This window comes from Cognataquiflexum aquatile, from assembly GCF_003316845.1.
Lineage (GTDB): Bacteria > Bacteroidota > Bacteroidia > Cytophagales > Cyclobacteriaceae > Cognataquiflexum > Cognataquiflexum aquatile.
Genome location: NZ_QMIK01000002.1, coordinates 1 through 23,696, shown reverse-complemented (window position 1 = coordinate 23,696; position 23,696 = coordinate 1). Strand labels below are relative to the sequence as shown.

Sequence of the window (23,696 nt, the reverse complement as noted above, 5' to 3'; positions counted from 1 at the left end):
CTTTAAGTCAGTTCAGTGCCTTCAGTTTTATAAAATGGAAATACAAAGTTGAACCTTGAATTGGTGGCCCTGACCTTGTAGGAAATGGTTATCAAGATTCTTCCTTCAAGTTCCCCGGTATCATTGAGCTCGATTTTTTCGACTTCGATTCTTGGTTCATGGTAGAGAATCGAGGTTCTGATCAGGTCTGTGATGTAGGTTTTGAATGTCGTCGTAAGCGGCTCAAACACCAGTTCGTGGAGGTCACAGCCATAGTCAGAGCGCATCACCCTTTCCCCTCTTTTGGTCGAAAGCAGGATTTCGAGGCTGCTTTGGATATCGGCCTCGTCGTTGAGCATCTTGGTTTTGCTTCCCTCGTTTTCAAATTGTGGGGGGAAACTCCAACCTGTTCCAAGAAATGACCGGTGTATATTTTCCATATTTCTATCCTCCAATGATTACAGTGGGACAACCTAGTATAATTACTCCTCCGTGTGCCGTAGAATCCCCCATCCTTGCGGCAGGTTTGCCACCGATCAAAACCGTACCTGAACCGGCGATAATCGTATCCGGGGGTCCGACACACACTGCTTTGTCCCCTACTCTTGCGGCAGGAAGCCCTCCGATCAGGACTGTTGGTTCGCCGGCAGGCAATATGGGCCCACCCACATGAGGAACAGGCCCTGGTTCCACCATTGGGCAAATGTGCATATCTGTGATCCTTGCTGCTGGAGGCATATATTTTTAATTTATTTTGACTAGACTTCCTTTGATATTGACCATGGCACCTTCGAGGTCCGCAGTGCCGCTGCTTTTTAGATTTAAGGTGGCACCTGCCTCCATACTGATTTTCATATCCGCCTTGAAGGCCATTTCCGGAGCTGTGAGTGAAATTTTGGTTCCGCCTTTGATGCTGATTTCTTTTGGGGATTCCATAGAAATACCGTTGTCATCCATCAACATGACATTACCGATAGGATCTTCTACCTGTACTGTTCCTGCTGTATCATCCATGGTAAATTTCCTTCCGCCGGGAGTTTCAATGACGACGCTTTTATCCCCATCGTGGATCGTGATTTTGATTTCAGACCTTGAGACATAGCCTTTTTTGTCATTGGACTCTTCGGGTTCAAGTGGTGTCGGCTTGGCGCTGCTGTGGACCATCCCAAGAATGATAGGATGGGAAGGGTCACCATTCATAAAACCGATGATTACCTCATCGTCTATTTCAGGTCTGAAAAATGTTCCCCTGTTGTTTCCGGCATCCAACGTTGCCACTCGGGCATAAATGCCTTCGTCATTCATATTGACCATCGGCAGGCGGACTTTGACTCTGCCTTCCCCTAGGGGATCAATGATATCAGTAACGATTCCGATTTGTAGTCCTTGGATAGCTGAGAATTGACCGCTTCCTGAACTGGAGTAAAAGGGATTGTATTTCTCGGTAAAAAAATCTTCCTCCCAGCCTAGGCTTGCCTCAGTTTCCCAATTGCCGTTTCTCGACCGATGCTGTACTGCACTTACAAAGGCTTTGCCGCTGAATTGGTCTCCTATACCCTTAAGTTCCAGCCAGTCACCGGGATTTACCCCGGAGTTGCCCATGAAGGTAACTTTTCCCTTGATTTTGGAGAGTGCCTGTTTTTGCTTTTTGGAATCAGCAATGGATTGGAGGGCTTCATTCGTTAGCATCACCGGGGTTTTGATTTCAAATTCCTGCCCATTGATGTCTGCCAAATCTGAAGTCTGAATATTTCCGGGGGAAGCATCTTCCACGTCTGCCCCTTCTGTTTCTAAAAGTGTTTGGTTGGCATAGTCCCAAGAAAACGCTTTTACTGCCGTAGACTGAGACCTTACATCGGTATCCATTTTCATAGAAATGATGTCTGCCCCGTAAGTCAGAGATAAAAGAGGATCTTGCGATGGATCTGGCCTGAAGACGGAAAAAGTGCCGTCTTGGATTTTACAGACCATACCGTTAGAGTCGATTCTGCTGAGAATAAAATCCCAATCACTGACATTTGCCTGAAGCAATTGCTCATGTGAACTTCCAAAAGAGGGGATATCAAAATCTGTCAATCCATTTTCCTGAAGGAGATTTTCGACAATCTCATTGTCTTTGAGCTCATTGAAATGCCTGTTTTTCTTGGCCACAGTCATTTTGACTGTTTCATGTTTGCAGGTCAGGTTAAAGGTTGTCTGACTGCCGCTGATGATATGGGAATTCCCAATGATGATTCCTTTAAAAACCGACTGGTCATCAGTACTGTATCCGAGTTGGATATCGATGCTCTTGCCCAATGCAAACTCACCACTGTTGCCGATCGAAAAATCTGAATCTGCAGCCGAACCGTCTGCCAGTTTGATAACTGCAAAAGGGATTTTGTTAAGTTCCTTGTAGACCGTAATGTCCAGGATTTGGATTTGGCCCGAAACTTCCTGATCTGGAGGCGCACCGGGACCGGTTCCCAAAAGGATTTTCGAAGTTACAAGTTCATGTAGGGCAGTTGAAATCATTTCTTGGGTTTATTTAGCTAAAGGGGGAAAGTAGATTTTCGTACCTGTTCGAATGTTTCGAAAACTGTCAAGGGAATTGAATCCGGCTACATTGATATAGTGGATATCATTTTCGTAGATTCTTTCTGTAAGTAAATCCAATCGGTCTGTTCCTTTAAAAATCCGCTCGTGGGTAATGTCCGGACTTTCCCGGTTTTCTTCCGCCGCTCTTTCCACATCTGCGATACTCTCTGCAAACTGGCATTTGGCAACGGCCCTGATCGGCTTGCCGTCAGGCGCAAAAACCTTGTACTCAATATCCATCTGCTTCAACACTCCTTTGAACAAGAGCTCTCCCCAATGGATTTTTAAGTAGTATGGCCGGTGTTTGTCTGATTGGTAATCAATGATTTTGTGCTTGAAGGATTCGATCTGCTCTGTGACATTGGCTGGTTTTTCAAAAGGATTGGCAATGCCAAGGCTCAGGACAGACATGTCTTTGACCACCCCTGTGGCATCAAACAAGAAATCAAAATGGAAATCTCCGGGAAGAATTCTGTTGAATTTCATGTTTGCTCCTGAGGTCCCCGGCGCTTGGGTGGAGTCAAATTCAAATTTGTAGGAAACATTATAGGTCGCAGGGTTGACCAATGCACTGAACTTGTTGTCAGGGACAGGGATTTTGAATTCTGCATCGCTGTAGGCCTGTACGTATAATTTTTCGGCTTTTTGGCCAAGATCGATCATTACCTTTCGAGTTTTAGCTGTATCATTCTTAAGACTTCTTCAGTCACTTCCCTTACAATTTCCTGCCTCAATTGCTCCAAATCCGGTGGATTGGGATTTGTTGGAGTTTGATTCCCTGGATTGTTGCCCACAGCAGCTTTAATTTGGAGTTCTTTGATTTCTATTGGCATAGGAGAATGGTTAAATTCCGATACTGCCGGATGCACTGATATTTCCTGCCACAGAGAGCGCAGAATCCAGACTGATGATATTGAAATATTGGTAGCTCAGAGTAATGGATTCTATGACAATGGAGCTTTGTTCAGCATTGAAGCTGGAGACTGACCATTTTTTTGGGATGGCATTGACCACATACCAGGATTGGATGGGAATATGATTTTCATTGAGAAGGCTGATGATGATGTTGACAGGTTCAAAAACAAAATTTTCAAAAGCATTTTTGCACCACATCAAAATCCCCGATCCAATGAACATTCCTCTTTTCAAAACCAGGTCGGAGTATTTGGCTCTTACCGGGAGTTCCCACGTAAACCTGTTTTGACCCCCTTCAATGACGGTTTCCATCATCATTTCCATGTCTAATCCACTGACTTCCTGAAACCTGAAATCATTTGGGGTTTGGGGAAATAGCTGAAAGACTACTAAAAAATGGAAACCTACCGGTGGATATGAGAACATGGCTACTCGTTTATCATGGTGAGACCTTCGTGGGCAATTTCCAGGGTTTCAATGGCCGTTTCATTTCCGGTTGCATTGAGGTCCGTGGATTGGACTTTGATCGGCCAGGCGTTTTTTACGCGCCATACCACTACCGGTTTATGGCCTTCATCTAAAAGAGAGATGATCAAATCCCTTCTTTCGATGGTATTCAAGGCCACAGTATTCCACCATTGGTAGAATTGGTTGTCACTTTTGAAGATGCCCCGCTTCAAGGTGATGTTTGAAAAACTTTGCATGCCGGGCATTTTGATTTTGGAATATTCCGGACTTGCACCGTCCCGGTATTCTATGGGCTCGATGGTCACTTCTAGTCCGGTGACTTCACTGAATCCGATTTTTGTTCCTCCCCAGTCAACCTGGAAATGGAACTTGGGAAGAGGATAATTAGCCATGATATTTTTGGTTAAATGTTTTTAGAATTAATTGAGAGAATTATGATTCCTGCATTTTGTGAGAGAAGCGCAGGATGATGAATTCAGCTGGACGGACAGCGGCCATTCCTATTTCGACAATAAGCCTTCCTTCCAGAATATCCTGTGCCGTCATCGTTTGACCCAAACCGCATCGTACATAAAACGCATGCTCAGGTTTGGCACCTGCCAAAGCTCCCTGTCTCCAGAGGAGGGTCAGATAGTTTTCGAGCATTGCACGGAGTTTGACCCAGGTGTTGGCGTCATTGGGTTCGAAGACAAATTGCATCGTTGCTTTTTTGGAAGATTCTTCCACCATGATAAAAAACCTCCTGACATTGACATAGCGCCACTCGTTGTCGTTACCTGCCAAAGTTCTTGCTCCCCATACCAAAAATCCTTTTCCTTGGAAAAGCCTGATGGCATTGACTGATTTTCCTGAGGTGGGATCAATGTTCATTCCCCCTTGCTCGGCTTCGCTGATTTTGGCGGAAAGGTCATATACCCCATTGAGGGAGACATTTGCCGGAGCTTTCCATACTCCTCTTGATCCGTCGACTTTGGCAAATACACCGGCCATGGCTGAGGAAGGAGGAAGTGTAGGGCTTAATTTTTCTCTTATTTTGGATAGTGCAAAATTGTAGACGGAAGTTTCGGTATTGACCAAAGTGGATAAAGCTACAGCCGCTGCAGCGACTCCATTGGTGGTAATTACAACATCGACGTCTGCGTCAGTGTAGGCAAAATCAAATGTTGTTTTTAGGAATGGATAGTAGACTGCACCATAATTGAGGCTGTCATTTTTTGTGAACGCAGTTCTGAATCCACTGATGGTGGTGGTGTTGTTGGTTCCGGCGGTATGGACATCCAGAATTGTAAACCTGTCCTGAAGTTTGGCACATTGGTCAATAGCTGAGGATATCAAAGTATAATAATCAGCTTGATTGAGCGTGTTTACAGCATCGGGAAAAACGATGAGGGTAGGTTCATCTTCGGCTTCGCAGGCCAAAAGCCCGGCGTCATAATCGTCAGGATTCGCTGCCCCGGAGGTATCTCCTATCGAAATGATATAACAAGGTCCCCCTCCATTCATAAAATACATTCTGATGTTATAATACATCGTAAATTCCGATGAATCTGTGATGGTTGCATCTCCTGTCATGGATATCCTCACCCCGTTTAATGTGGTGATATCGACGGACACTTCGATGCCCTCTTCATTTACAGCTTTCCCAAAATAGTTTTCATATTCTTTTAGAGAATAGATCTTGGTAGGGACATTTTCCAGTGATTCTCCGATTTCGTTGATGGCATTCTGCGTGTAGCCGATAAAAGCCGGAACAGCAGTTTCGACCTGGGCTACGGATGGAGGAAAGAGGGGAATTTCATTGATATAGACTCCCGGTGTCTTGATTGCGGATTCATTGATCTGTGACATTGGATAATGGTTTTATGGTTTCTTGTTATTTTCAGTTGTTTAAATGAATGGTGAACAAATGTTCATTTTCATTACCATTTGCAGCGGTATAGAATAGGGATTGGGTACTTACATCTGTATATATTCTATGTGTACTTGAACCTTCTGTGACGATATCAATCACTCCAAAACTTCCACTGAGATTGACTGATTTGGTAGCCCAGCTGCCGGGGTTTCCCGGGGTAAAAACATGGGCCAAATCTCTGGATGGAAGGGGACCCATGGTTGCCCCTGAAAGTGACATGGAGGTGGCGGAGGCCCTGACATTGATTCTAAACCTATAGAGGTTTTCTTTGCCATGGGTGACGGATACACCTGTTTGTTCCTTGACCGGATTTTTGACACTGAATAAAAATCTAGCGCTGAAATTACTTGGCAACCTGAAATAGGGAGAGTCTTCGTTGTTTTTGATTCGGACAAAACAAAACAACATGTCCTGCCTGACTCTGAAATGGATATCATGTTTTTTGAATAAGGATGCAGTCAGCAGGTCAGGTTCGATGGTCAGGGAATCAGTGATCAAACCTCCATTGGCGCCGGAATAGGGGAATGCCTGGTTGTCAAACCGGATTGAAAACAATTTTTCGAACTTCCAAATGATCCTATCCATGGCTAAAGTGTCTTGTTGTTGAACTGCGCATCGATCGTTTTGACCAAAGGAATCTCCATGCCCTCTTCGATACTGTCTATGTATGCCAATCTCATTTTATAGACTACAGAGGGAATATATTTTCCTCCCATGATGCCCCAAAGCTGGTTGAGTTCCTCAAAATTGGTCGAATGGAGATCAAAAATGATCTTTTCAAGGCCGAAATCGGGGAGGTTTGGAATTTCTGAAACAGTGAAAATTGAGTTACGCTGAAAAAAAGAAATTACCTGGGAGATCCTTTGAAGTCCAATATTGTATTGCGACTTATTGGCTCCTATCAGCAGGTAAATGTTCAAAAATATCCCCGGATTTCGAGCGACACCTCTAGGCAACCCTGAATTGTCAAAAATTTGTCTGTTTGCAGCCATGTTTCGCAGGGTACTTTCCTGCTGGATATTGACCACTGATAATACTACTCGGTCAGCAATACTGTTTTCGCTATCAACCTGCACGGAATCTACCATGGATAAGTTACCAAGAATGACATCCGGCGCGGATGTACCGATATGGTCGTTCAACAAAACAATTACCGTATTTAATACTTGGTCTATCATGTTGCGAGATAAAATGTCAAAAATGAAATGAAACAGTTTCCGTGGTTAATTTTTTGAAAATCAAAAACCTCCGGCTTCGTGTGGATATTCAAATTTGACCATTATATCCTGCAAAAAAATCCATGAAAATATGGATTTTAAAAAGTCATGGAATTCATGGATGTCTGGTAGATATTGCGTGCAACTGCCTCCCGTACAAGCCCTGCGGTATTGCGTACGCCCATTTTTTGGATCAGGTGGAGTCTGTGGGTTTCTACCGTGCAAAAACTGATAAAAAGTTTATTTGCTATTTCTTGGGTGGTATATTCCTCCACGATCAGCTGGAGGATTTCTTTTTCTCTTTTTGTCAGCGCACGGAGGGTAGTATTGGATTGGCCTATGTCTAGGAGATTTTGCGTCAGGAACAACCTCAGCTTGGGATCTATGTAGATTTTGCCTTTTTCACTTTGACCAATGGCTTCTTTGATATTCTTAACGCTACAGTCCGGTAAAAAATAGCCAGAAATTCCTGCTTTTAGAAAATCCTTGACCAAGATAGGGTCCTTGCTTTCGCAGAACACAAAGATTTTGGACTTGGGAAGCTCTATTTTGATCTGCTTACAAATTTTTAGAGGAGAATTTTTTTCATTTGAAACCACTATCCAAAGGAATTCCGTCTTCTCGCTGAGTTTGAGTATTTGGTTGCTGATATCCTCAAAACTTAAATTCCCCACTTCTGTCTGCCCCAGATTTTCCAACACTAAATTTAATCCTTTTGACAATAGGGTATTTTCTCCTATAATAAAATGATTTTGCATGGCGTAGAGGGTTTAAAAATGATCCAAGATAATGGCCTCTGTTTTTTTGGCTTTGGTAAGGCTTGTTTGGGTTAAGCCTTGGTCATTAATCCAATTGAAATAACTTTTTGATAAAGCCTTATTTTTGAGAGGATTATAAATTTAACAATAAAAATCCATTTTCTACAACTGGATTTTTCAAAATTATTGAATTAAAAAAATAAAAATTATTTAATTATCAAGATAAACTGCTAGTTGATTTTTTTGAGAAAAAAACTTGTACCATGCTTTTCATATTGCTGCGATAAAACGGGAATTCTTTCTAAAAGCCGGGCAAAAACCCCTTCTTCATCTATGATAATTTCCGGTCTTTCTTTCAAAAAATTTTCGTAAACCTTCACAGTGTTCCCAAGATCTTCCTGGTCTAGGAGGACATTTTTGGAAAGCCTGAAATGGAGATAGGGTGTAGCAAGGGTGGCATTCTGATAATATCCCATATCTTCTCCAAGCACCAGGACTTGTTTGCCTTTGGTCACTTCATGTTTTTCTTCAAAGGATACTGCATAAGATTCGATTTTTCCTGAATTGATCTGCAGCAAAGTCCAGGTAATCCCGGTCGCCGGTATTCCAATTACAAAAACCGCTGTCAGGATTTGGATGGCAATCCCTTTTTTGTACACTACCAAAAGCAATGAAATAAAATAGGTCAGGGCAGGCAGGATGACGATAAATTGGTAGGGTGTCCGCCTGTTTGTCAATAACAGGGAGGAGACCGCAAAAATGGAAAAAATGAGATTCAGCTGAAGCTGTTTCTGTTGGTTGACAGTCTGAGACTTGAAAATAAATCCAACAAAGAAGCCCATCACAGATAAAAACAATGGCAAGGCAAAAAGCAAAGCCAAATCCCTGTACCTGACATGCGCATAACTTTCGATCAATCTCGGTGCGATAATAAACTCATAGAAAAAAGCTTCAAATCCATCTATCCAAAAATAGTATAAAGCACAAAAGACCAATGGCATGGCATAGGCTATCAGGGAGACAATGATCTGTTGGAAAGAAAAACCGCTGACCACAATCCCCGAGACCAACAAGAACGGAAGAAATGTCGCCAGAGGAAAATGAAAACAGGCAGCAATCCCGCCAAAAATCCCCACCAACAAAACTGCATCGGAGCCTTCCTTTTGCAGGACCGTTTGGGAAAACAACTGTCCCAATGCCAAAACAATGAAAGTACTTCCCATCAGGGCAGGAGAAAGTGTCACCAGGTCAAAAGAAACATAAAACAACAATGCCATCACAAAAGCCGGAATGTAGGTATTGTCCTCAAATGACTTGTATCTGATAAATAGGTAATTGACATACACAACTTGAAAAAGCACGATAAAAGCCGCCAGGGCCTTATAAGCAAGCGCGGATTTGCCAAAAATCATGTGGGCAACCCAGAATACGCCTGCAGACAGCGGACCGGAGTCATCAATGATGTCTATATACATGTGCTTACCGTCCGCCATCCGCTCACCCAAAAGCATCCAAATCATTTCGGGTTGAAGAAGCGGGATATCCACAAACCAGATATAAACGGTGCTCATCAGCAGCATAATCACCAAAATGGCGATTAATCTGAACGGATCGTTGATTCTAAAAAAACTTAACAAACTGAGGCTATTTCTAAGGATTGGACAAACTGCAGGGTCGAAATTAAGTGTTCCGCATTTAAATTCACTAAATTTGTCACAATAATTAGAGATATGGAAAGTAAAAGACAACAGAAATTCAATAAACTTATCCAAAAGGAATTGGGTGGAATTTTTCAAAAAGAAGCAAAGCATATTATCGGATCTGCCTTCATCACAGTTTCGAGGGTGATTATCAGCCCGGACCTGAGTGTGGCAAGAATTTATCTCAGTTTTTTGGTAGACAAAGACCGCGCTGTCTTTGCAATATTGAATGATAAAAAAAGTGAGATCAGAAAGCATTTGGGAAACAGAATCGGAAAATCCGTGAGAATTGTACCCGAACTTGCTTTCTTTATCGATGATTCGGCGACATATGCCCAGCACATGGACAAGGTGATCGGAGCATTGGATATTCCCGAAGCTTCGGACGAGGATGAAGAAGAATAATTAACTTTTCAGGATCCTTGAACCTCTCCTTTTTTATAGCCTATCGTTATTTCCGTAGCAAAAAGAAACGGAACTTTATCACTGTGCTTTCCCGCATTTCAATGATTGGGGTAGCAGTAGGAACCATGGCTTTGGTAATCGTATTGTCGGTTTTCAATGGCTTGGAAGAGCTTGTCAGGGGATTGTATGCTTCATTTGATGCGGAGCTGAAGATTGAATCCAAGTTTGGTAAGTCATTTTTGGCCGAAAAAGATTGGATCGAATCCATCTCTAAGATTGAAGGGGTGGAAGTTTTGACAGAAGTGATCGAGGACAATGCCTTGTTCAAATACCGGGATTACCAGCATTTGGCGCGATTAAAAGGTGTCTCTGACAATTACATGGAACAGGGGAGGTTTGAAAAAGGTTTTACCTGGGGAAATCTCAGTTTGGGGACCCCAAATCAGCCTAAAGCCATCATGGGCAGAGGTGTCGGGTACTTTCTGTCTGTAGACCTGGAAAATGACCTGGATCTGCTTCAGGTTTTTTATCCCAAGGCCCCAAGAAGTGCCGGTTCCATTGATCCAAGTCAGCTGTACAATAAAGGGATTTTGAAACCCGGCGCTTTTTTCAGTATTGAAAAGGAATTTGACGACAATTTCATCCTTGCGCCGATAGGATTTGTGAGTAACCTGCTCAATTACGGCCAAAAGAGAACTGCCCTAGAAGTAAAAGTTAAAGAAGGAGAAAATATCCAAAACGTCAAATCCAGATTGATTTCCTTTTTGGGGGAAGACTATACCGTCAAGGATACCGATGAACAGCACGCCCAAATCCTCCGGACGATCAAGATCGAAAAGCTTTTTGTTTTTTTGACCTTGAGTTTCATCTTGGCTGTCGCCTCGTTTAACATCTTTTTTTCCCTGTCTATGCTCGCCATTGAAAAGAAGAAAGACAATGCCATTTTGTTTGCGATGGGTGCCAAAGAAAGTCTCATCCGAAAAATCTATCTGAAGCAGGGAGCCATCATCGGATTGAGTGGGGCAGTAATCGGCCTGGTTTTGGGTTTTCTTGTTTGTTGGATTCAGGACCGGTTTGGATTGGTCACTTTGGGGATTTCATCTTCAATTGTGGATGCTTATCCTGTCAAAATGATTTGGTCGGATTTTTTCTGGACGAGTATTTCGGTCTTTGCGATTACTTTTTTTGCCTCTTTCCGTCCTGCGTTCATAGCCTCGAAGGTCACGCCTACTGATCTTTGATTTCTCAATATTTGGAGTAAAATAAAATCACCACAGAGTAAAATAAAATCACCACAGAGCCCACAGAGGACACGGAGAAAAAAAGAGAAAAGAAACTCTGCTTCCTCCCTGAGCTCTGCTGTAAATTATTATTCTCGCCGATTCTCCCTTTGCGCCCATTGCGAAACCTTCTTTTCCTTTACGGTGAAAAAAAAATTTTTACCACAAAGGACTCAGAGGGCTTAGAGGAAAAGGGAGAAATTAAGAATGAGGAATGTTTGTGGAGAAACAAATATTGGCGCAGAAGGAATTTAAATGAATAATGCTTTGGAAAAAGCAAAAATCTGCTGCGATTTTCTCTGGGTTCTCAGTGATCTCTGTGGTCAATTTACACTTCTCCGTTTGCGACCATTGCGAAACCCTTGCGCTCCTTGCGATAAAAAAAAATAATCACCAATAAAGCCTCAGAGTTCACAGAGAAAAAAGGTGGGAGGTGAAATGTAGTAAGTACAATTTAAATTGGGAATTACGATTTATGAATGCCGGGCTCTATTCTTTGCTCCCTCCAGCTCCGCGGTCTCGGTGCACTCTGTGGTAAATAATTCCGATTGCTATAAAAATAAAAAAGCTGTGAATACATGCTCACAGCTTTAGTCAATTAACAATAAACCCAAAATAACCAGCTGTAGGAGAAGGATTCGAACCTCCACAGGGCGGTTAGGCAAAACACGAGCTCCATGTTTGCTTTATGCCGGTATCCCTACCCCCGAGAAAGGAGGGCTTGTCTGCCAGTTTCAACATCCTACAATATAAATTTTTCAATTTTTAGAGTGCCTTTTGCACTCCTTTTGATTTTGTTATTCTTGCTGTAGGAGAAGGATTCGAACCTCCACAGGGCAGTTAGGCAAAACACGAGCTCCATGTCTGCTTTATTCTGAGATCCCTACCCCCGAGACCGGAGGGCTTGTCTGCCAGTTTCAACACCCTACAATGTGTGAGAAGACCATTTGTCTTTCTTGATGAATCAAAGTTAGCAAAACATCCATTACATTAAAATTAATTCAATAAAATAGCTAAAAATATACATTATATTTAATAAAATACCATTATTGTTAATGATATGGAAAAATATCAATCTAGATTTATTGGGATGTTAAAAAATCGGCAATCAAAATTTGGTATGAAATTCTGGTTCCAAATGTTAAATTGAAATTCTTTCAATCTTTTTAGATCCTTAACCACACGAATTATATGAAATATTTCCTTTTGGCAGCTTTTGTTCTTGCTTTCACTGTTCAGGTTTCGGCCCAAAACGAGAAAAAGAACCCGACTTTTGAAGAAGTAATCTCTCTCAGGAGCGTAGGTGCGGTGGTGATGTCACCGAGTGGGGAATTGGTGGCCTTTACCCAACAGACTTCTGACTGGAAGGACAATAGGTTTGACACAGAGATATGGATCGTCAAAAATGGAAGCGAACCTTTTCAGATTACCAACAATCCGGGCAACAGCAGTTTTGCACCGACATTTTCACCCGATGGCAAGTGGCTGGCTTTTTTGGCGGATAAGGGCAATAAGACCCAAGTCTATGCTATGCGCCTGAATGGTGGGGAATCAATACCACTAACCGAAGAAGACGATGGGGTAAGTGCATTTCAATGGCATCCGGGGGGAAAGAGGATAATTTTTACCAAAAGGGAAAAAGATGATCCTTCCAAAAAGAAAATCGAAAGCAGATATGGTGCTTTTTTCTTGGATGATATAGATTATTCTTTGACCCATATATGGGAAATCCCATTTGATCCCGATCAGCCCAATCCATCTGAATTGCCTTGTTATGAAACGGCCGATTCCCTCAAAACTGCAAATGGATGCATTTCCAAAGCCAAGCCAAAAAGACTGACCGAAGGGGATTTTAATGTAAACGGTTTCAAAGTCTCTCCTGACGGAAAAAAAATTGCATTCAATCATCAGCCCAATCCCCTGATCAATTCATTTGCTAAATCTGATATTTCAATTTTGGACCTGGAAAGCGGACAAAGTCAGATTTTGGTCCAAAATCCAAGTGCTGATAGCTTTCAGGACTGGTCACCCGATTCCAAACAATTGCTGTACACAAGCTATGTGGATGATACTGTTTCAAATTTTTATACCAATTCGAAAATTTTTGTCATTGATGTGGGATCCAAAAATAGCAGGCAGATTGCATCAAATCTTGATGAAAATCCATCAGGATTGACTTGGAATCCCAAAGGGATTTATGGACTTTTTTGGCAAAAGACCCAGAGACATCTCTATAGGATTGAACCCAAAGACGGTACCTTCACGATCTTGAAAGGATTTCCGGAAATGGTGACGGGGGTTTCTTTTTCCCAAACTGGGGAAAAACTGGCTGTCAATGCCCGCAACGGAAACCAACTCAATGAAATCTGGGTAAGCAACGTCCAAAAACCTGCTGCAAAAAAAGTCACCAACCTGACAAAGCAGATTGAAAATTGGAAGGTATCCCAAAGCGAAGTGGTGGTCTGGAGAAGTAAAGACGGAGCCCTGATAGAAGGTGTCTTGCACAAGCCTTTGGACTACGATCCTACCAAAAAATATCCTTTGATGGTGGTAATTCATGGCGGTCCAACGGGGATAGATACACCATCCCCTGTTCCTGGGTATGTCTATCCGATTGTGCAATGGCTGAACAAAGGCTGCCTTGTCCTCCAACCCAATTACCGTGGGTCGGCAGGATACGGAGAGGCATTTAGATCTCTCAATGTTGAAAATCTAGGAGTAGGAGATGCTTGGGATGTCCTGAGCGGCGTTGATAATCTCAGCGCAAGCAATCTGATCGATACGACAAGGATGGGTGTCATGGGATGGAGTCAGGGAGGATATATTTCGGCATTTTTGACTACCAATACTGACAGGTTCAAAGCGGTGAGTGTCGGTGCCGGGATTTCCAATTGGATGACTTACTATGTCAACACGGATATCCATCCATTTACTATCCAATATCTCAAAGCCAATCCTTGGGACAATGAGGAAATTTACCGCAAAACTTCCCCCATGACCAACATCAAAAACGCAAAAACCCCTACATTGATCCAACACGGGGAATTTGACCAAAGGGTTCCGATTCCAAATGCCTATGAATTACTTCAGGGATTAAGGGATCAAAATGTGCCTGCAGAATTGGTGGTGTACAAAGGTTTTGGACACGGCATCACCAAGCCCAAGGAAAGATTGGCAGCCACTTGGCACAACTGGCAATGGTTTGCCAAATATGTTTGGGGAGAAGAAGTCGAATTACCGACAGGAGAAAGCAAATGACCATAGACAAAAAACCAATCCATCAATTTCTTTTGAATCCCATAATTAGCTTAAGAACCTCAAATTAACCGATGATATGAATCATATATTGAAAAGAAGTGGCTTCCTGGTAATGTTGGTTTCCGCCGTATTGGTGACAATTGCTTCATGGAAGTTTTTCGAGCAAGAAGCTTTTACTCCCTATTCCCAAAAGATTCCTGATTCGGGTCAAAGTTTCGGAATGGTCCCGATCCAAGGAGGCAAATTCATGATGGGAAGCGAAGGAACATTGCCTGATGAAAGTCCGGTCCATGAGGTAGAGATTTCTCCCTTTTGGATGGGAACTCATGAGATTACCTGGGATATTTTTGAACTCTTTTTGGATAAAAATTATGAGACCGCCATTGCAGAAAAAGCACTTCCCGCACAGGTAGACGGGCTAAGCAGACCAAGTATTCCATACTTGGACATGACAGCCGGGATGGGCAAAGAAGGGAAGCCGGCCATCGGAATGACCAATTATGGTGCGATTCAGTTCTGTAAGTGGCTGTATCTTAAGACAGGGGTTTTTTACAGATTGCCTACTGAGGCAGAATGGGAATATGCCGCAAGGGCAGGTTCAAAAAGCAAATACTTTTTTGGAGAGGATGAAAAACTCTTGGATCAATACGCATGGTACTCTGCCAACAGTGGAAACATAACCCACAATATTGGGCAGAAAAAGCCAAATCCTTGGGGATTGTACGATGTACTTGGCAATGTAATGGAATGGACCTCAGATCAATATGCAGCGGATACCTACCAGAGCAGGAAGGATAAGCAAGTGAAAGATCCTACCATTGAAATCAAAAAACTATATCCGGGAGCGATTCGGGGAGGACATTATAACAGCCCTGCTACAGACCTTCGCACCGCCAAAAGAACAGCATCAAAGGCAGAATGGAAGAGGATAGATCCACAGATTCCCAAAAGCCAATGGTGGTTTCCTGAAGCTCCGTTCCTTGGTTTGAGGGTTGTTAGACCGCTCAATCCACCAAGTCAGGCAGAGATCATGGCCTATTATGACAGAGCTCCGATTACAGATTATTAAAGCAAATAACCATAAAACAATACACTCATGAATAACCAAAATCAACGCAGGGACTTTATCAAAACTTCCGCAATCCTTGCCGGAGGAATAATACTTCAGCCTTTTGGCATGCCGGGGGCTTATGCCTCAGGAACTGATCAAATCAAACTTGCCGTCATCGGCTGTGGTGGCAGGGGAACGGGTGCCGTTTTCCAGGCCTTTGACACAGGACACAATATCAAACTCGTCGCGATGGCAGATGCTTTCAGAGACAGAATTGATAAAAGTTATACTCCGATTTTCGAAAAATATGGAAAAGACAAAGTCGATGTTCCGGAAGACAGGAAGTTTGTGGGCTTTGAAGGTTACAAAGAAGCGATCAAATTGGCCGATGTAGTGATATTGGCTTCACCTCCGGGATTCAGACCGGACCATTTTGAGGAAGCAGTAAGGCAAGGCAAGCAGGTTTTTATGGAAAAGCCTGTAGCCGTCGATGCAGTCGGTATCCGAAAAGTGCTTGCAGCAGCCGAAGAAGCCAAAAAGAAAAAACTCAATGTCGTGGTTGGTCTTCAAAGACATTATCAGGACAATTACAGAGAAACCATCAAGCGTCTTCATGACGGCGCCATCGGTGACATAGTTGGTGGACAGGTATATTGGAATGACGGAGGTGTATGGGTCAATCCACGCCAAGCTGGTCAGACCGAGATGGAATACCAAATGAGGAATTGGTACTATTTCAATTGGCTATGCGGTGACCATATCAACGAGCAGCACGTCCACAATATCGATGTGGCCAATTGGGTAAAAAACAGTTACCCTGTGTCGGCTTACGGTACCGGAGGCCGTCAGGTCCGAACCGGCAAAGAGCACGGCGAAATCTTTGACCACCATAGCATCACCTTCACTTATGCTGACGGAACGGTAATTTTCAGCGAATGCCGCCATTTCCCGGGAGCAGCCAATAGGGTTGATGAGTCTTTCCAAGGGACAAAAGGAAAGGTTTTCTTAAGTGCCGGAAACCATGGGAATATTTCAGATTACAAAGGAAACGCCATTTATTCCCACAATAGGGACAATAATCCAAATCCATACCAGGTGGAGCACGACGAACTTTTCGCTGCCATTGTGAAGGGAGAATACAAATTTGCTGATGCGGAAAATGCTGCAAAAAGTACGATGACAGCTATTCTTGGCCGAAATTCAACCTATTCGGGCAAAGTTGTCACATGGGATGAGGCCCTTAATTCTGATGTCAATCTGATGCCAAATACTTTGGCTTGGGATGCGATGCCGAAAGTCCTGCCAAATGCAGACGGCTACTATCCTTTTGCGATTCCGGGCAAAACAAAAGTAATCTGATATGAAAAGGAGAAATTTTGTTAGAAATATTGGTTTGGGATCTGCAGTTGCTGCTCTCGCCGGTGGCACAAGCCTTTCCTCCTTTGCAAAAAGCAATGAGGCCGGAAAGCCATTTAACCTGGATTATGCTCCCCACTTTGGGATGTTCAAAGCCCACGCCGGAGACGGACTTTTGTCTCAATTGGAATTTATGGCCGATCAGGGATTCCGGTCTTTGGAGGACAATGGACTGCTTGTCCGTCCTGTAGAAGACCAAAATCTCATCGGCAAAACCCTCGAAAGGCTCAACATGCGCATGGGGGTTTTTGTGGTAGACGGAGGTGACAACTGGAAAATTTCCCTCGCCTCCGGCAAGCAGGAGTTTATCGACAACTTTGTTGCTACCTGCAAAAAATCCGTGGAGGCCTCCAAGCGTGTCAATGCCAAATGGGCAACGGTTGTTCCTGGCTTTTTTGAAAGAAAACTGCCCATGGGAATCCAGACTTCCCATGTGATCGAAGCGCTGAAGCGTGGTGCCGAGGTCATGGAACCAAGTGGATTGGTGATGGTTTTGGAGCCATTGAGTGATACACCGGAGCTATTTCTAAGGTTTTCTGACCAAACCCACGCCATCTGCAAGGCGGTCGACAGTCCTTCCTGCAAAATCCTCTATGATGCCTACCACATGCAGCGCAACGAAGGCAACCTGATCGCGATGATGGATGCCTGTTGGGATGAAATAGCCTATATTCAGATCGGGGACAATCCTGGACGAAAAGAACCCGGAACAGGTGAAATCAATTACCTGAACGTCTTCAAGCACATCGATGACAAAGGATTTAAAGGCGTCTGCGGGATGGAACACGGCAATGCCATTCCCGGAAAAGAAGGCGAGTTGGCCCTGATTGCAGCTTATAGAAAAGCGGATATGTTTAAGTAAAAAAAATCACCGCAGAGCACACTGAGAGCACGGAGAGAAAGGAAAAAAATAGCCAAGGCACGGAGATAAAAAGAAAAATGAAGCCCGCAAAGACGCCATTGGCGCTAAGAAGATAGTCACAAAAGAGGAGAGGGAAACAGCATTGATTGCGGCTTACAGAAAAGCGGATATGTTTAGGTAGAATGTACTGTCAAAATAATTGTGAAGAGGTGGGGTTTTGGACCTCACCTTTTTGTTTAGTAGAATTTGTAATTCAAATTACTGAGAACTACCTTTCGATTAAGGGATAAACCCGAAAAATACCCTATCGAACCCCACTTTAAGGATAATGACTAATTTGATATCAATTGTTTTATTTTCACTGATTATCCGCACTACAACCCTTGAACCGGGTGTATTTGAAAGGAAAAAAGGAAAGGGCGGCGATTACGTGTTAGAACTAAAGGAAAACGGGGAATTTTTATACATTTTTGATTGGGGTAGTATAAAATCATCATGCACCGGCATATGGGAAATAAAGGAAAACACACTTTTCTTCAAATGTGACCCCGATCCAAGACCAATGGCAGCTATTATATCAGGATATATATCCGAGCGCAATTTCACTATGAAGGTTTTGAGTAAAAATAAGTTGAAATTCAAGAAATATAGGCTAGTTCGGCAGAAAAAAGCTTAATTCAATTGCATCCCGATTGTCATCGGCATACAGCCAGTCCTAGCATCCAACGTTTGATTACACCTAGCGGGAAAATCATCAAAAACAAATGAAAAATCTTGTATCTAAGTTGCTGTTTTCGTTTTTCTCATCAGTTTTATCAATTTCTGGATATTCTCAAGATCATAATGCAGAATGCAGATCTTCTATTTCAAAGGTAGACACCATCAAAATATTTGACCCAATTGCGGTCGGTGTGGTAAAAGGTGGAAAGGGAATTTCACTATATCTCCCAGAACGCGAGCTGGAGAGTATTTTGGATCAGTCAATGAAAGCTATTCTAAACTCAGACAGTCTTTATCTTGCCACCAATAACCCATACTTTTATCTCGATCCCCACAAATTCCCTAGATTGGACTTCGATTATTTCAAACCTAGGGAAAGGATTTCTGACAATATTTATGTTATGCGATTTGCAAGGGAAGCTCACTTTCTGCGTTTTGAATTATCCGAAGATTGTTATAATTACATTGAAGGAAATTGGGAATCCATAAACCTAAAGTCAAAAAAGAATCGACCGCGAAAGGTTTTTGTCTTGGTCCTATTCATAATGTGATCCTCAACCAATCGCAGCATCAGGGGCTAAACTACACCTAGGTGGGGATTTAGTCTTTTCTATCCTATGAAAGTTGGCCCTTATTCCATACCATACTTGTATAAAAAATGAAATGTAACCTGAGTTTTATTGTAGTAGTAATATTGATCTTTTCTTGTTGTTCTTCGAAAAACTATAGAAAACTTTTCGATAAGTTGTTTATTGAGCAAAAAAAAATTTTTCCGGGATATGCGGGTTCTGCATATTATTCGAGAAGTCAAGCAATTCTTGACAATGATTTTAAAGAATTGTTAAATAGTGAATTTGATACGTTATGGATGATAGAAAGAATTGCTGAAGTAGATCGAAGTTCTTATTCAATTGTATGGACTTCGGCTAGAGAAACGGTAATATACTATGAAGTCCGCCGCGCAAAGGGAATAGTTTTAAATAAAGGTAAATATGATGTTTTTAATGATAATTTAAAGTATACAGTTGAAAAATTTGATACTACTAAGTTAAAGGATAATGAAGGAATTGTGTTAGGGGCTCCAAGAGTTTTTATAAGTATGATTTCAGATAAAAAAATTAGGACATATTATTTTCGTGATAAAGAATTATAACCATAATTATTTATCTCACACCACTTAGTTGTAGAATAGCCTACCTCCGCCAAACTGAAATGATCAATCTGTTTTGTTTCCATCAATTAGCTTTAATAAATAGTATGTATTCCAATCTTCTTCCCCAAGAAGCCTCTGATTTTTTTGGACAAAAATTTGTCCTTCCTTGTTTACAATAGGGGTTGAGATTGTTCCTGATGGCAATTCAATATTTTCTTGGAGCAATTTGTAATCTGAATCAAAAACTGCCGCATATATCGGTAAGGATCCTAAGAAATCCATCCACTCAGCTTGGTTTTCCCTGTCGTAATTCTTCACGATATTTTCGCCAGCGCCTTTTTTGTAAATAAGAATGATTTTGTCTTCGATCACATAAAGTTGTTCTATCATGGATGGGACTACCATTTCCAGCTTGGAAAATAACTCCGATGTGTTTTGTAAATTGGCTTGTGGAAAAGGGATTTGATCTTTCACATTCAGACTGACACTTTCTTTAAAAATCAGCTCTTCGTCCTGTTCTTCATAGACATAAAACTTCATTTCAGCCATCAGGAATAAATACCAAAGTTTCCCTTTTTTTATGATTTTCGGATGAAATAAGAAATGAAAATTGCCGTCTTTGTAGATTGAAGTTTCGGGGATTTCCATTTTCAGCGCTACCTCTTTTGTAATGGGATCAAAAACTTCGAGCAGTGGTTCATTGTAATATTTTCGATAGAATTTCTCTTGGTCTTCCCAATCTTTAAGATCCCTCTCAGGACGGTAGTATGCTATTTTATTCCCCAATCTAAAGGCAGGTCTATTGTAAGGATGCATATATAGATAATCCTCGGGTATAGGGATATTTTTGATTATCTCTCCTTCATTTGAAAACTGAATCAATCCCTTATGTAAATCCATTATGGTAAATTTCCCATCAAAAAAACCTCCTGAATAGACCATGTTTATCGCATTTGGTCCGTCTGTTTTGAGCTCAATAGGAGAGGTAATGGTACCGGATTTGTCAAAAATAATGTAGGTTGAAAGCCCATCTTCTTTTGCCTAGAACATTCCGTCTTCCATATCAATCAATTTCAATTCTTCCAGGTGATTGACTCTGATGGAATCCGTAATTTCAAATTTATAATTTGTTGAAATGGATTGATCTGTGTTTTTATCTTTTGCGCAACCAATCAGTGCTGCGACAAGAATCAGGCAGGTGAAATATTTCATGTCCTAATTTAAAGGAATTAGAAATTTCAGGCATGTTAAGTTATGTTAGAAAGGAATGCATAACTCTTAATTTTTCTATAATTATTACTGGAAATTGCCCCACCTAGGTGAATAATGGCATTTCTCTAGGTGAATTTGTAATTCAACCTACTGAGAACTATCTTTCGTTTGAGCGTGTGGTTGAATAGTCCAATTGTATCCCGATGGCTATCGTGGATGGAGTCATAAAAGGTGGAATTTCATGCCGATAACTATCGACATACACTCAGTCGCAGCATCAGTCGCTAAACTACACCCAGGCGCAGGAAACTAAAAAATATGAATTTACTATATAAAATGACTTTTGAAAATTCATTAAGCCATTTTCGATCAGTTTTTTATTACCTGATTGCAATTGTCGTTTTTGTTTTGGTGATGGCATTTATTTTTGGTGTATCTGATTTACGTGCCTTTATCGAAATTGGTGTGTTCTTTTACGGAGTCTTAATGGTTTTGCCAACGATAATCATTCATTTAAACTATTTTTTTGTAAATAAAAATACTGAAATGGTAATTTATCCGGAGAAAGAATCAATTCGTTTTTTTGAAAAAGAAGCTTGGAAACAATTTGGGTTTCATGAAATAGAAAAGATTGAAGTGTACATGAGTCCTCAATTGTATAGGAAATCTACTGGTTTTACTCCATGGGATTCATATCATTACACGAAATTATGCCTAAAGGATGGAAAATCTTTGTTTATTACATGTTTAATGGCTAACGAATGGGATATTCTATTAAACGATTTACCGAGACAAATTTTTCAATCCCAATTTCCAATAGTTTTTATGGATAGGTCTAAAAAGAATTAGGTGTTTTACGTCAAGTTGTATCTGGATTCGTGTAGAATGACGTTCGAAATAAGTCCCACCTCCAAAATATTTATATTTCAATCTTGACTAAAAATTTTTAGGTTTAAGGTAATCCCAATAAATGCTTTAATGAAAAAACAAGCCCTTTCCATTGCTTTAGGTTTACTGCTGATCATTGGATGCAACACAAAAAATAACCATCCTTTTGGTCAGGAAATCAGTACTGACTCAGAACAGATAGCCTTTGGAAAGTCCTTGTTTGAGCAAAATTGCTCTTCCTGCCACAACTTCACCCAAAAGACTATCGGTCCCAATCTCACCGGCCTGACTACCCAAATCGAGGCTGATTGGATCAAATCCTTTATCAAAAATCCACAACAGCTCTTGGATAACGGAGATCAGCGGACCAAAATATTGTTAGATGAATACAAGGTGCTGATGCCGGCTTTCAGTCAGCTTTCAGAGGCCGAAATAGATGCTTTATTAAGTTACATGCATTCTTTTGGGCCGGCGGCTGAATTAGAAAGTGCAGCCGGGGAAGCCTTGGAAGACCCGATTCCGGAGAAAACAATGGATTCGGGATTGTCTTTAGAACTTGAATTTTTTACCCAAATTCCCGCCTCCGATTCTATTTCACCATTGGCCAAAATCACCAAAATGGAAAGTGAACCTGTTTCAGGGAGGCTGTTTGTGCAGGATCAGCATGGAAAAATGTATGAGCTGGTCAATGGAAAGCCAAAGCTATTCTTTGACCTGAGAGCCCTTCGGCCGGATTTTGTATCCAAACCGGGATTGGCCACAGGATTTGGCAGCTATGCATTTCATCCCGAATTTGTCGACAATGGATTGCTCTATACTTCCCATACAGAGAAGCCGGGTTCCAAAACTGCGGATTTTGCCTATGCCGACAGCATCAAAGTGACGATGCAGTGGGTCCTGACCGAATGGAAAACAGCAAATCCTTCTTCAAAATCCTTTGTTGGTGAAAGCCGCGAGCTCCTCCGCGTAAATGTCGTCACACAGATTCATGGCATGCAGGAAATCGCCTTTAATCCCCATGCCAAAAAAGGGGAAGAAGATTATGGCTTGCTCTATATCGGTATCGGTGATGGCGGCAGTGCCGAAAATGGTTTCGACTTTATTTCAGACCACAAAGGAAATGCCGTTTGGAGCAGCATCCTCAGGATAGATCCGCAAGGAAATAACAGCAAAAACGGAAAATACGGCATCCCAAAAGACAATCCGTTTGTCGGTCAAATGAATAAAGCACCTGAAGTTTTTGCTTATGGATTCAGGAATCCCAACCGGATTTTTTGGGATCCAAAGGGAAGAATGATGGCCTCCGAAATAGGACACAAACACATCGAAGAAATCAATTTGATCGAGCCGGAGAAGTTTTATGGTTGGCCAAGGAGGGAAGGATCTTTTGTAATCAATCCAAAAGGAGATATGGATAAGGTCTATGCATTGCCTTCAGATGATGAAAAATTAGGAGCGACTTACCCTTTTTTGCAGTTTGACCATGACGAGGGCTTGGCGATCATTGCAGGTTATTTCCCTAATTCGGGGATTTTCAAGGGGAAATTCCTTTTCGGAGATGTGCCATCGGGAAAGGTTTTTGTTTCCGATCTGAATGAAGCGAGTCCTAAAATGCAGAAAGTCGGAATCAAGTATGAAGGAAGGGAGCCTACTTTACAGGAATTATGTGGCAAGCCTAGGGTAGATTTGAAATTCGGTCAGGATAAATCAGGTCAGGTTTACGTTTTGACCAAAGCGGATGGGAAGATTTATAGGGTTTTGGATTGAGAATGATATTGGATATTTGTAGATACTAGTGGATATGAATTGATATTTACTAACCACTTTTACTCCAGAAGATAAACAACATTTTTCTCCACCTCGGCAAGCTCGGTGGACTGATACCGTGATATCATAGGGGGTTGGGGGGAATGCGGCCCAGCCGC

25 protein-coding genes are annotated in these 23,696 nt (G+C 41.9%); 11 read left to right on the top strand and 14 right to left on the bottom strand.

Annotated elements, in window-relative coordinates; genetic code table 11:
- Window positions 1-2: 2 nt before the first annotated feature.
- The 12 genes from DQW11_RS06535 to DQW11_RS06485 form a co-directional block, all read right to left on the bottom strand.
- Window positions 3-419: a GPW/gp25 family protein gene (locus DQW11_RS06535; protein WP_232826698.1), complete on the bottom strand. Its 417-nt coding sequence runs from the start codon at window positions 417-419 to the stop codon at window positions 3-5.
- Window positions 420-423: 4 nt separating this feature from the next.
- Window positions 424-717 carry a PAAR domain-containing protein gene (locus DQW11_RS06530; protein ID WP_113923265.1) on the bottom strand — a complete coding sequence of 98 codons (294 nt, stop codon included), beginning with the start codon at window positions 715-717 and terminating at the stop codon, window positions 424-426.
- Between the two features lie 6 nt (window positions 718-723).
- Window positions 724-2,493 (bottom strand): type VI secretion system tip protein VgrG, encoded by a 1,770-nt coding sequence (gene vgrG, locus DQW11_RS06525; protein ID WP_113923264.1) that lies wholly within the window; start codon window positions 2,491-2,493, stop codon window positions 724-726.
- A gap of 9 nt (window positions 2,494-2,502) precedes the next feature.
- Window positions 2,503-3,219: a CIS tube protein gene (locus tag DQW11_RS06520; RefSeq protein ID WP_113923263.1), complete on the bottom strand. Its 717-nt coding sequence runs from the start codon at window positions 3,217-3,219 to the stop codon at window positions 2,503-2,505.
- Window positions 3,219-3,389 carry a DUF5908 family protein gene (locus DQW11_RS22225; RefSeq protein WP_157966059.1) on the bottom strand — a complete coding sequence of 57 codons (171 nt, stop codon included), beginning with the start codon at window positions 3,387-3,389 and terminating at the stop codon, window positions 3,219-3,221. The genes DQW11_RS06520 and DQW11_RS22225 overlap by 1 nt, the downstream gene beginning before the upstream one ends.
- A gap of 10 nt (window positions 3,390-3,399) precedes the next feature.
- Window positions 3,400-3,897, bottom strand: a complete 498-nt coding sequence (locus tag DQW11_RS06515) for a phage tail protein (RefSeq protein WP_113923262.1) — start codon at window positions 3,895-3,897, stop codon at window positions 3,400-3,402.
- A gap of 2 nt (window positions 3,898-3,899) precedes the next feature.
- Entirely contained in the window at window positions 3,900-4,331 is a 432-nt protein-coding gene (locus DQW11_RS06510; protein ID WP_113923261.1) for a phage tail protein, read from the bottom strand.
- Between the two features lie 40 nt (window positions 4,332-4,371).
- Complete coding sequence (locus DQW11_RS06505; protein ID WP_113923260.1) at window positions 4,372-5,787, bottom strand: phage tail sheath family protein; 1,416 nt, start codon at window positions 5,785-5,787, stop codon at window positions 4,372-4,374.
- A 31-nt stretch (window positions 5,788-5,818) separates the two neighbouring features.
- Window positions 5,819-6,436, bottom strand: coding sequence for a hypothetical protein (locus tag DQW11_RS06500; protein WP_113923259.1), 618 nt, complete (start codon window positions 6,434-6,436; stop codon window positions 5,819-5,821).
- Window positions 6,437-6,438: 2 nt separating this feature from the next.
- Window positions 6,439-7,029 carry a DUF4255 domain-containing protein gene (locus DQW11_RS06495; RefSeq protein ID WP_113923258.1) on the bottom strand — a complete coding sequence of 197 codons (591 nt, stop codon included), beginning with the start codon at window positions 7,027-7,029 and terminating at the stop codon, window positions 6,439-6,441.
- Window positions 7,030-7,166: 137 nt separating this feature from the next.
- A complete protein-coding gene (locus DQW11_RS22560) occupies window positions 7,167-7,826 on the bottom strand; it encodes a LuxR C-terminal-related transcriptional regulator (protein WP_113923257.1) in 660 nt (219 codons plus the stop codon).
- A gap of 230 nt (window positions 7,827-8,056) precedes the next feature.
- Window positions 8,057-9,463 (bottom strand): hypothetical protein, encoded by a 1,407-nt coding sequence (locus tag DQW11_RS06485; RefSeq protein WP_113923690.1) that lies wholly within the window; start codon window positions 9,461-9,463, stop codon window positions 8,057-8,059.
- Window positions 9,464-9,556: 93 nt separating this feature from the next.
- Between DQW11_RS06485 and rbfA the strand changes: the two genes are divergently transcribed.
- The 9 genes from rbfA to DQW11_RS06440 all read left to right on the top strand — a co-directional run bounded on the left by rbfA (window position 9,557) and on the right by DQW11_RS06440 (window position 19,671).
- Window positions 9,557-9,931: a 30S ribosome-binding factor RbfA gene (gene rbfA / locus DQW11_RS06480; protein ID WP_113923256.1), complete on the top strand. Its 375-nt coding sequence runs from the start codon at window positions 9,557-9,559 to the stop codon at window positions 9,929-9,931.
- A 17-nt stretch (window positions 9,932-9,948) separates the two neighbouring features.
- Window positions 9,949-11,172 carry an ABC transporter permease gene (locus DQW11_RS06475; RefSeq protein WP_198669858.1) on the top strand — a complete coding sequence of 408 codons (1,224 nt, stop codon included), beginning with the start codon at window positions 9,949-9,951 and terminating at the stop codon, window positions 11,170-11,172.
- 1,230 nt (window positions 11,173-12,402) lie between these two features.
- Entirely contained in the window at window positions 12,403-14,469 is a 2,067-nt protein-coding gene (locus DQW11_RS06470) for a S9 family peptidase (RefSeq protein ID WP_113923254.1), read from the top strand.
- Between the two features lie 76 nt (window positions 14,470-14,545).
- Window positions 14,546-15,538, top strand: coding sequence for a formylglycine-generating enzyme family protein (locus DQW11_RS06465; protein WP_113923253.1), 993 nt, complete (start codon window positions 14,546-14,548; stop codon window positions 15,536-15,538).
- Between the two features lie 27 nt (window positions 15,539-15,565).
- The gene (locus DQW11_RS06460) at window positions 15,566-16,879 is read left to right on the top strand and encodes a Gfo/Idh/MocA family protein (protein WP_113923252.1); all 1,314 of its coding nucleotides are present in this window, start codon (window positions 15,566-15,568) and stop codon (window positions 16,877-16,879) included.
- A 1-nt stretch (window position 16,880) separates the two neighbouring features.
- The gene (locus DQW11_RS06455; RefSeq protein WP_113923251.1) at window positions 16,881-17,798 is read left to right on the top strand and encodes a hydroxypyruvate isomerase family protein; all 918 of its coding nucleotides are present in this window, start codon (window positions 16,881-16,883) and stop codon (window positions 17,796-17,798) included.
- 328 nt (window positions 17,799-18,126) lie between these two features.
- Entirely contained in the window at window positions 18,127-18,474 is a 348-nt protein-coding gene (locus tag DQW11_RS06450) for a hypothetical protein (protein WP_113923250.1), read from the top strand.
- 88 nt (window positions 18,475-18,562) lie between these two features.
- Window positions 18,563-19,069, top strand: coding sequence for a hypothetical protein (locus DQW11_RS06445; protein ID WP_113923249.1), 507 nt, complete (start codon window positions 18,563-18,565; stop codon window positions 19,067-19,069).
- Between the two features lie 107 nt (window positions 19,070-19,176).
- Complete coding sequence (locus tag DQW11_RS06440) at window positions 19,177-19,671, top strand: hypothetical protein (protein ID WP_113923248.1); 495 nt, start codon at window positions 19,177-19,179, stop codon at window positions 19,669-19,671.
- A gap of 63 nt (window positions 19,672-19,734) precedes the next feature.
- Here DQW11_RS06440 and DQW11_RS06435 read toward each other — a convergent pair whose 3' ends face one another.
- The gene (locus tag DQW11_RS06435) at window positions 19,735-20,613 is read right to left on the bottom strand and encodes a hypothetical protein (protein ID WP_113923247.1); all 879 of its coding nucleotides are present in this window, start codon (window positions 20,611-20,613) and stop codon (window positions 19,735-19,737) included.
- A 99-nt stretch (window positions 20,614-20,712) separates the two neighbouring features.
- Entirely contained in the window at window positions 20,713-20,883 is a 171-nt protein-coding gene (locus DQW11_RS22220) for a hypothetical protein (protein ID WP_157966056.1), read from the bottom strand.
- 318 nt (window positions 20,884-21,201) lie between these two features.
- Here DQW11_RS22220 and DQW11_RS06430 point away from each other — a divergent pair, with 318 nt between their 5' ends.
- Window positions 21,202-21,732 (top strand): hypothetical protein, encoded by a 531-nt coding sequence (locus tag DQW11_RS06430; RefSeq protein WP_157966055.1) that lies wholly within the window; start codon window positions 21,202-21,204, stop codon window positions 21,730-21,732.
- Window positions 21,733-21,861: 129 nt separating this feature from the next.
- On the top strand, window positions 21,862-23,538 hold the full coding sequence (locus DQW11_RS06425) for a PQQ-dependent sugar dehydrogenase (protein WP_113923245.1): 1,677 nt from the start codon (window positions 21,862-21,864) through the stop codon (window positions 23,536-23,538).
- The last annotated feature ends 158 nt before the right edge of the window (window positions 23,539-23,696 follow it).

What these genes read in the sequence shown, in the direction of transcription:
- DQW11_RS06440 (WP_113923248.1), top strand. Translation starts at nt 19,177, where the DNA reads ATGAAATGTAACCTGAGTTTTATTGTAGTAGTAATATTGATCTTTTCT.
- DQW11_RS06515 (WP_113923262.1), bottom strand. Translation starts at nt 3,897, where the DNA reads ATGTTCTCATATCCACCGGTAGGTTTCCATTTTTTAGTAGTCTTTCAG.
- DQW11_RS06460 (WP_113923252.1), top strand. Translation starts at nt 15,566, where the DNA reads ATGAATAACCAAAATCAACGCAGGGACTTTATCAAAACTTCCGCAATC.
- DQW11_RS22560 (WP_113923257.1), bottom strand. Translation starts at nt 7,826, where the DNA reads ATGCAAAATCATTTTATTATAGGAGAAAATACCCTATTGTCAAAAGGA.
- DQW11_RS06470 (WP_113923254.1), top strand. Translation starts at nt 12,403, where the DNA reads ATGAAATATTTCCTTTTGGCAGCTTTTGTTCTTGCTTTCACTGTTCAG.
- DQW11_RS06505 (WP_113923260.1), bottom strand. Translation starts at nt 5,787, where the DNA reads ATGTCACAGATCAATGAATCCGCAATCAAGACACCGGGAGTCTATATC.
- DQW11_RS06450 (WP_113923250.1), top strand. Translation starts at nt 18,127, where the DNA reads ATGACTAATTTGATATCAATTGTTTTATTTTCACTGATTATCCGCACT.
- DQW11_RS06455 (WP_113923251.1), top strand. Translation starts at nt 16,881, where the DNA reads ATGAAAAGGAGAAATTTTGTTAGAAATATTGGTTTGGGATCTGCAGTT.
- DQW11_RS22220 (WP_157966056.1), bottom strand. Translation starts at nt 20,883, where the DNA reads ATGAAATATTTCACCTGCCTGATTCTTGTCGCAGCACTGATTGGTTGC.
- DQW11_RS06445 (WP_113923249.1), top strand. Translation starts at nt 18,563, where the DNA reads ATGAAAAATCTTGTATCTAAGTTGCTGTTTTCGTTTTTCTCATCAGTT.
- DQW11_RS22225 (WP_157966059.1), bottom strand. Translation starts at nt 3,389, where the DNA reads ATGCCAATAGAAATCAAAGAACTCCAAATTAAAGCTGCTGTGGGCAAC.
- DQW11_RS06495 (WP_113923258.1), bottom strand. Translation starts at nt 7,029, where the DNA reads ATGATAGACCAAGTATTAAATACGGTAATTGTTTTGTTGAACGACCAT.
- DQW11_RS06435 (WP_113923247.1), bottom strand. Translation starts at nt 20,613, where the DNA reads ATGGTCTATTCAGGAGGTTTTTTTGATGGGAAATTTACCATAATGGAT.
- DQW11_RS06535 (WP_232826698.1), bottom strand. Translation starts at nt 419, where the DNA reads ATGGAAAATATACACCGGTCATTTCTTGGAACAGGTTGGAGTTTCCCC.
- DQW11_RS06465 (WP_113923253.1), top strand. Translation starts at nt 14,546, where the DNA reads ATGAATCATATATTGAAAAGAAGTGGCTTCCTGGTAATGTTGGTTTCC.
- DQW11_RS06520 (WP_113923263.1), bottom strand. Translation starts at nt 3,219, where the DNA reads ATGATCGATCTTGGCCAAAAAGCCGAAAAATTATACGTACAGGCCTAC.
- DQW11_RS06425 (WP_113923245.1), top strand. Translation starts at nt 21,862, where the DNA reads ATGAAAAAACAAGCCCTTTCCATTGCTTTAGGTTTACTGCTGATCATT.
- DQW11_RS06530 (WP_113923265.1), bottom strand. Translation starts at nt 717, where the DNA reads ATGCCTCCAGCAGCAAGGATCACAGATATGCACATTTGCCCAATGGTG.
- DQW11_RS06500 (WP_113923259.1), bottom strand. Translation starts at nt 6,436, where the DNA reads ATGGATAGGATCATTTGGAAGTTCGAAAAATTGTTTTCAATCCGGTTT.
- vgrG (WP_113923264.1), bottom strand. Translation starts at nt 2,493, where the DNA reads ATGATTTCAACTGCCCTACATGAACTTGTAACTTCGAAAATCCTTTTG.
- rbfA (WP_113923256.1), top strand. Translation starts at nt 9,557, where the DNA reads ATGGAAAGTAAAAGACAACAGAAATTCAATAAACTTATCCAAAAGGAA.
- DQW11_RS06510 (WP_113923261.1), bottom strand. Translation starts at nt 4,331, where the DNA reads ATGGCTAATTATCCTCTTCCCAAGTTCCATTTCCAGGTTGACTGGGGA.
- DQW11_RS06430 (WP_157966055.1), top strand. Translation starts at nt 21,202, where the DNA reads ATGAATTTACTATATAAAATGACTTTTGAAAATTCATTAAGCCATTTT.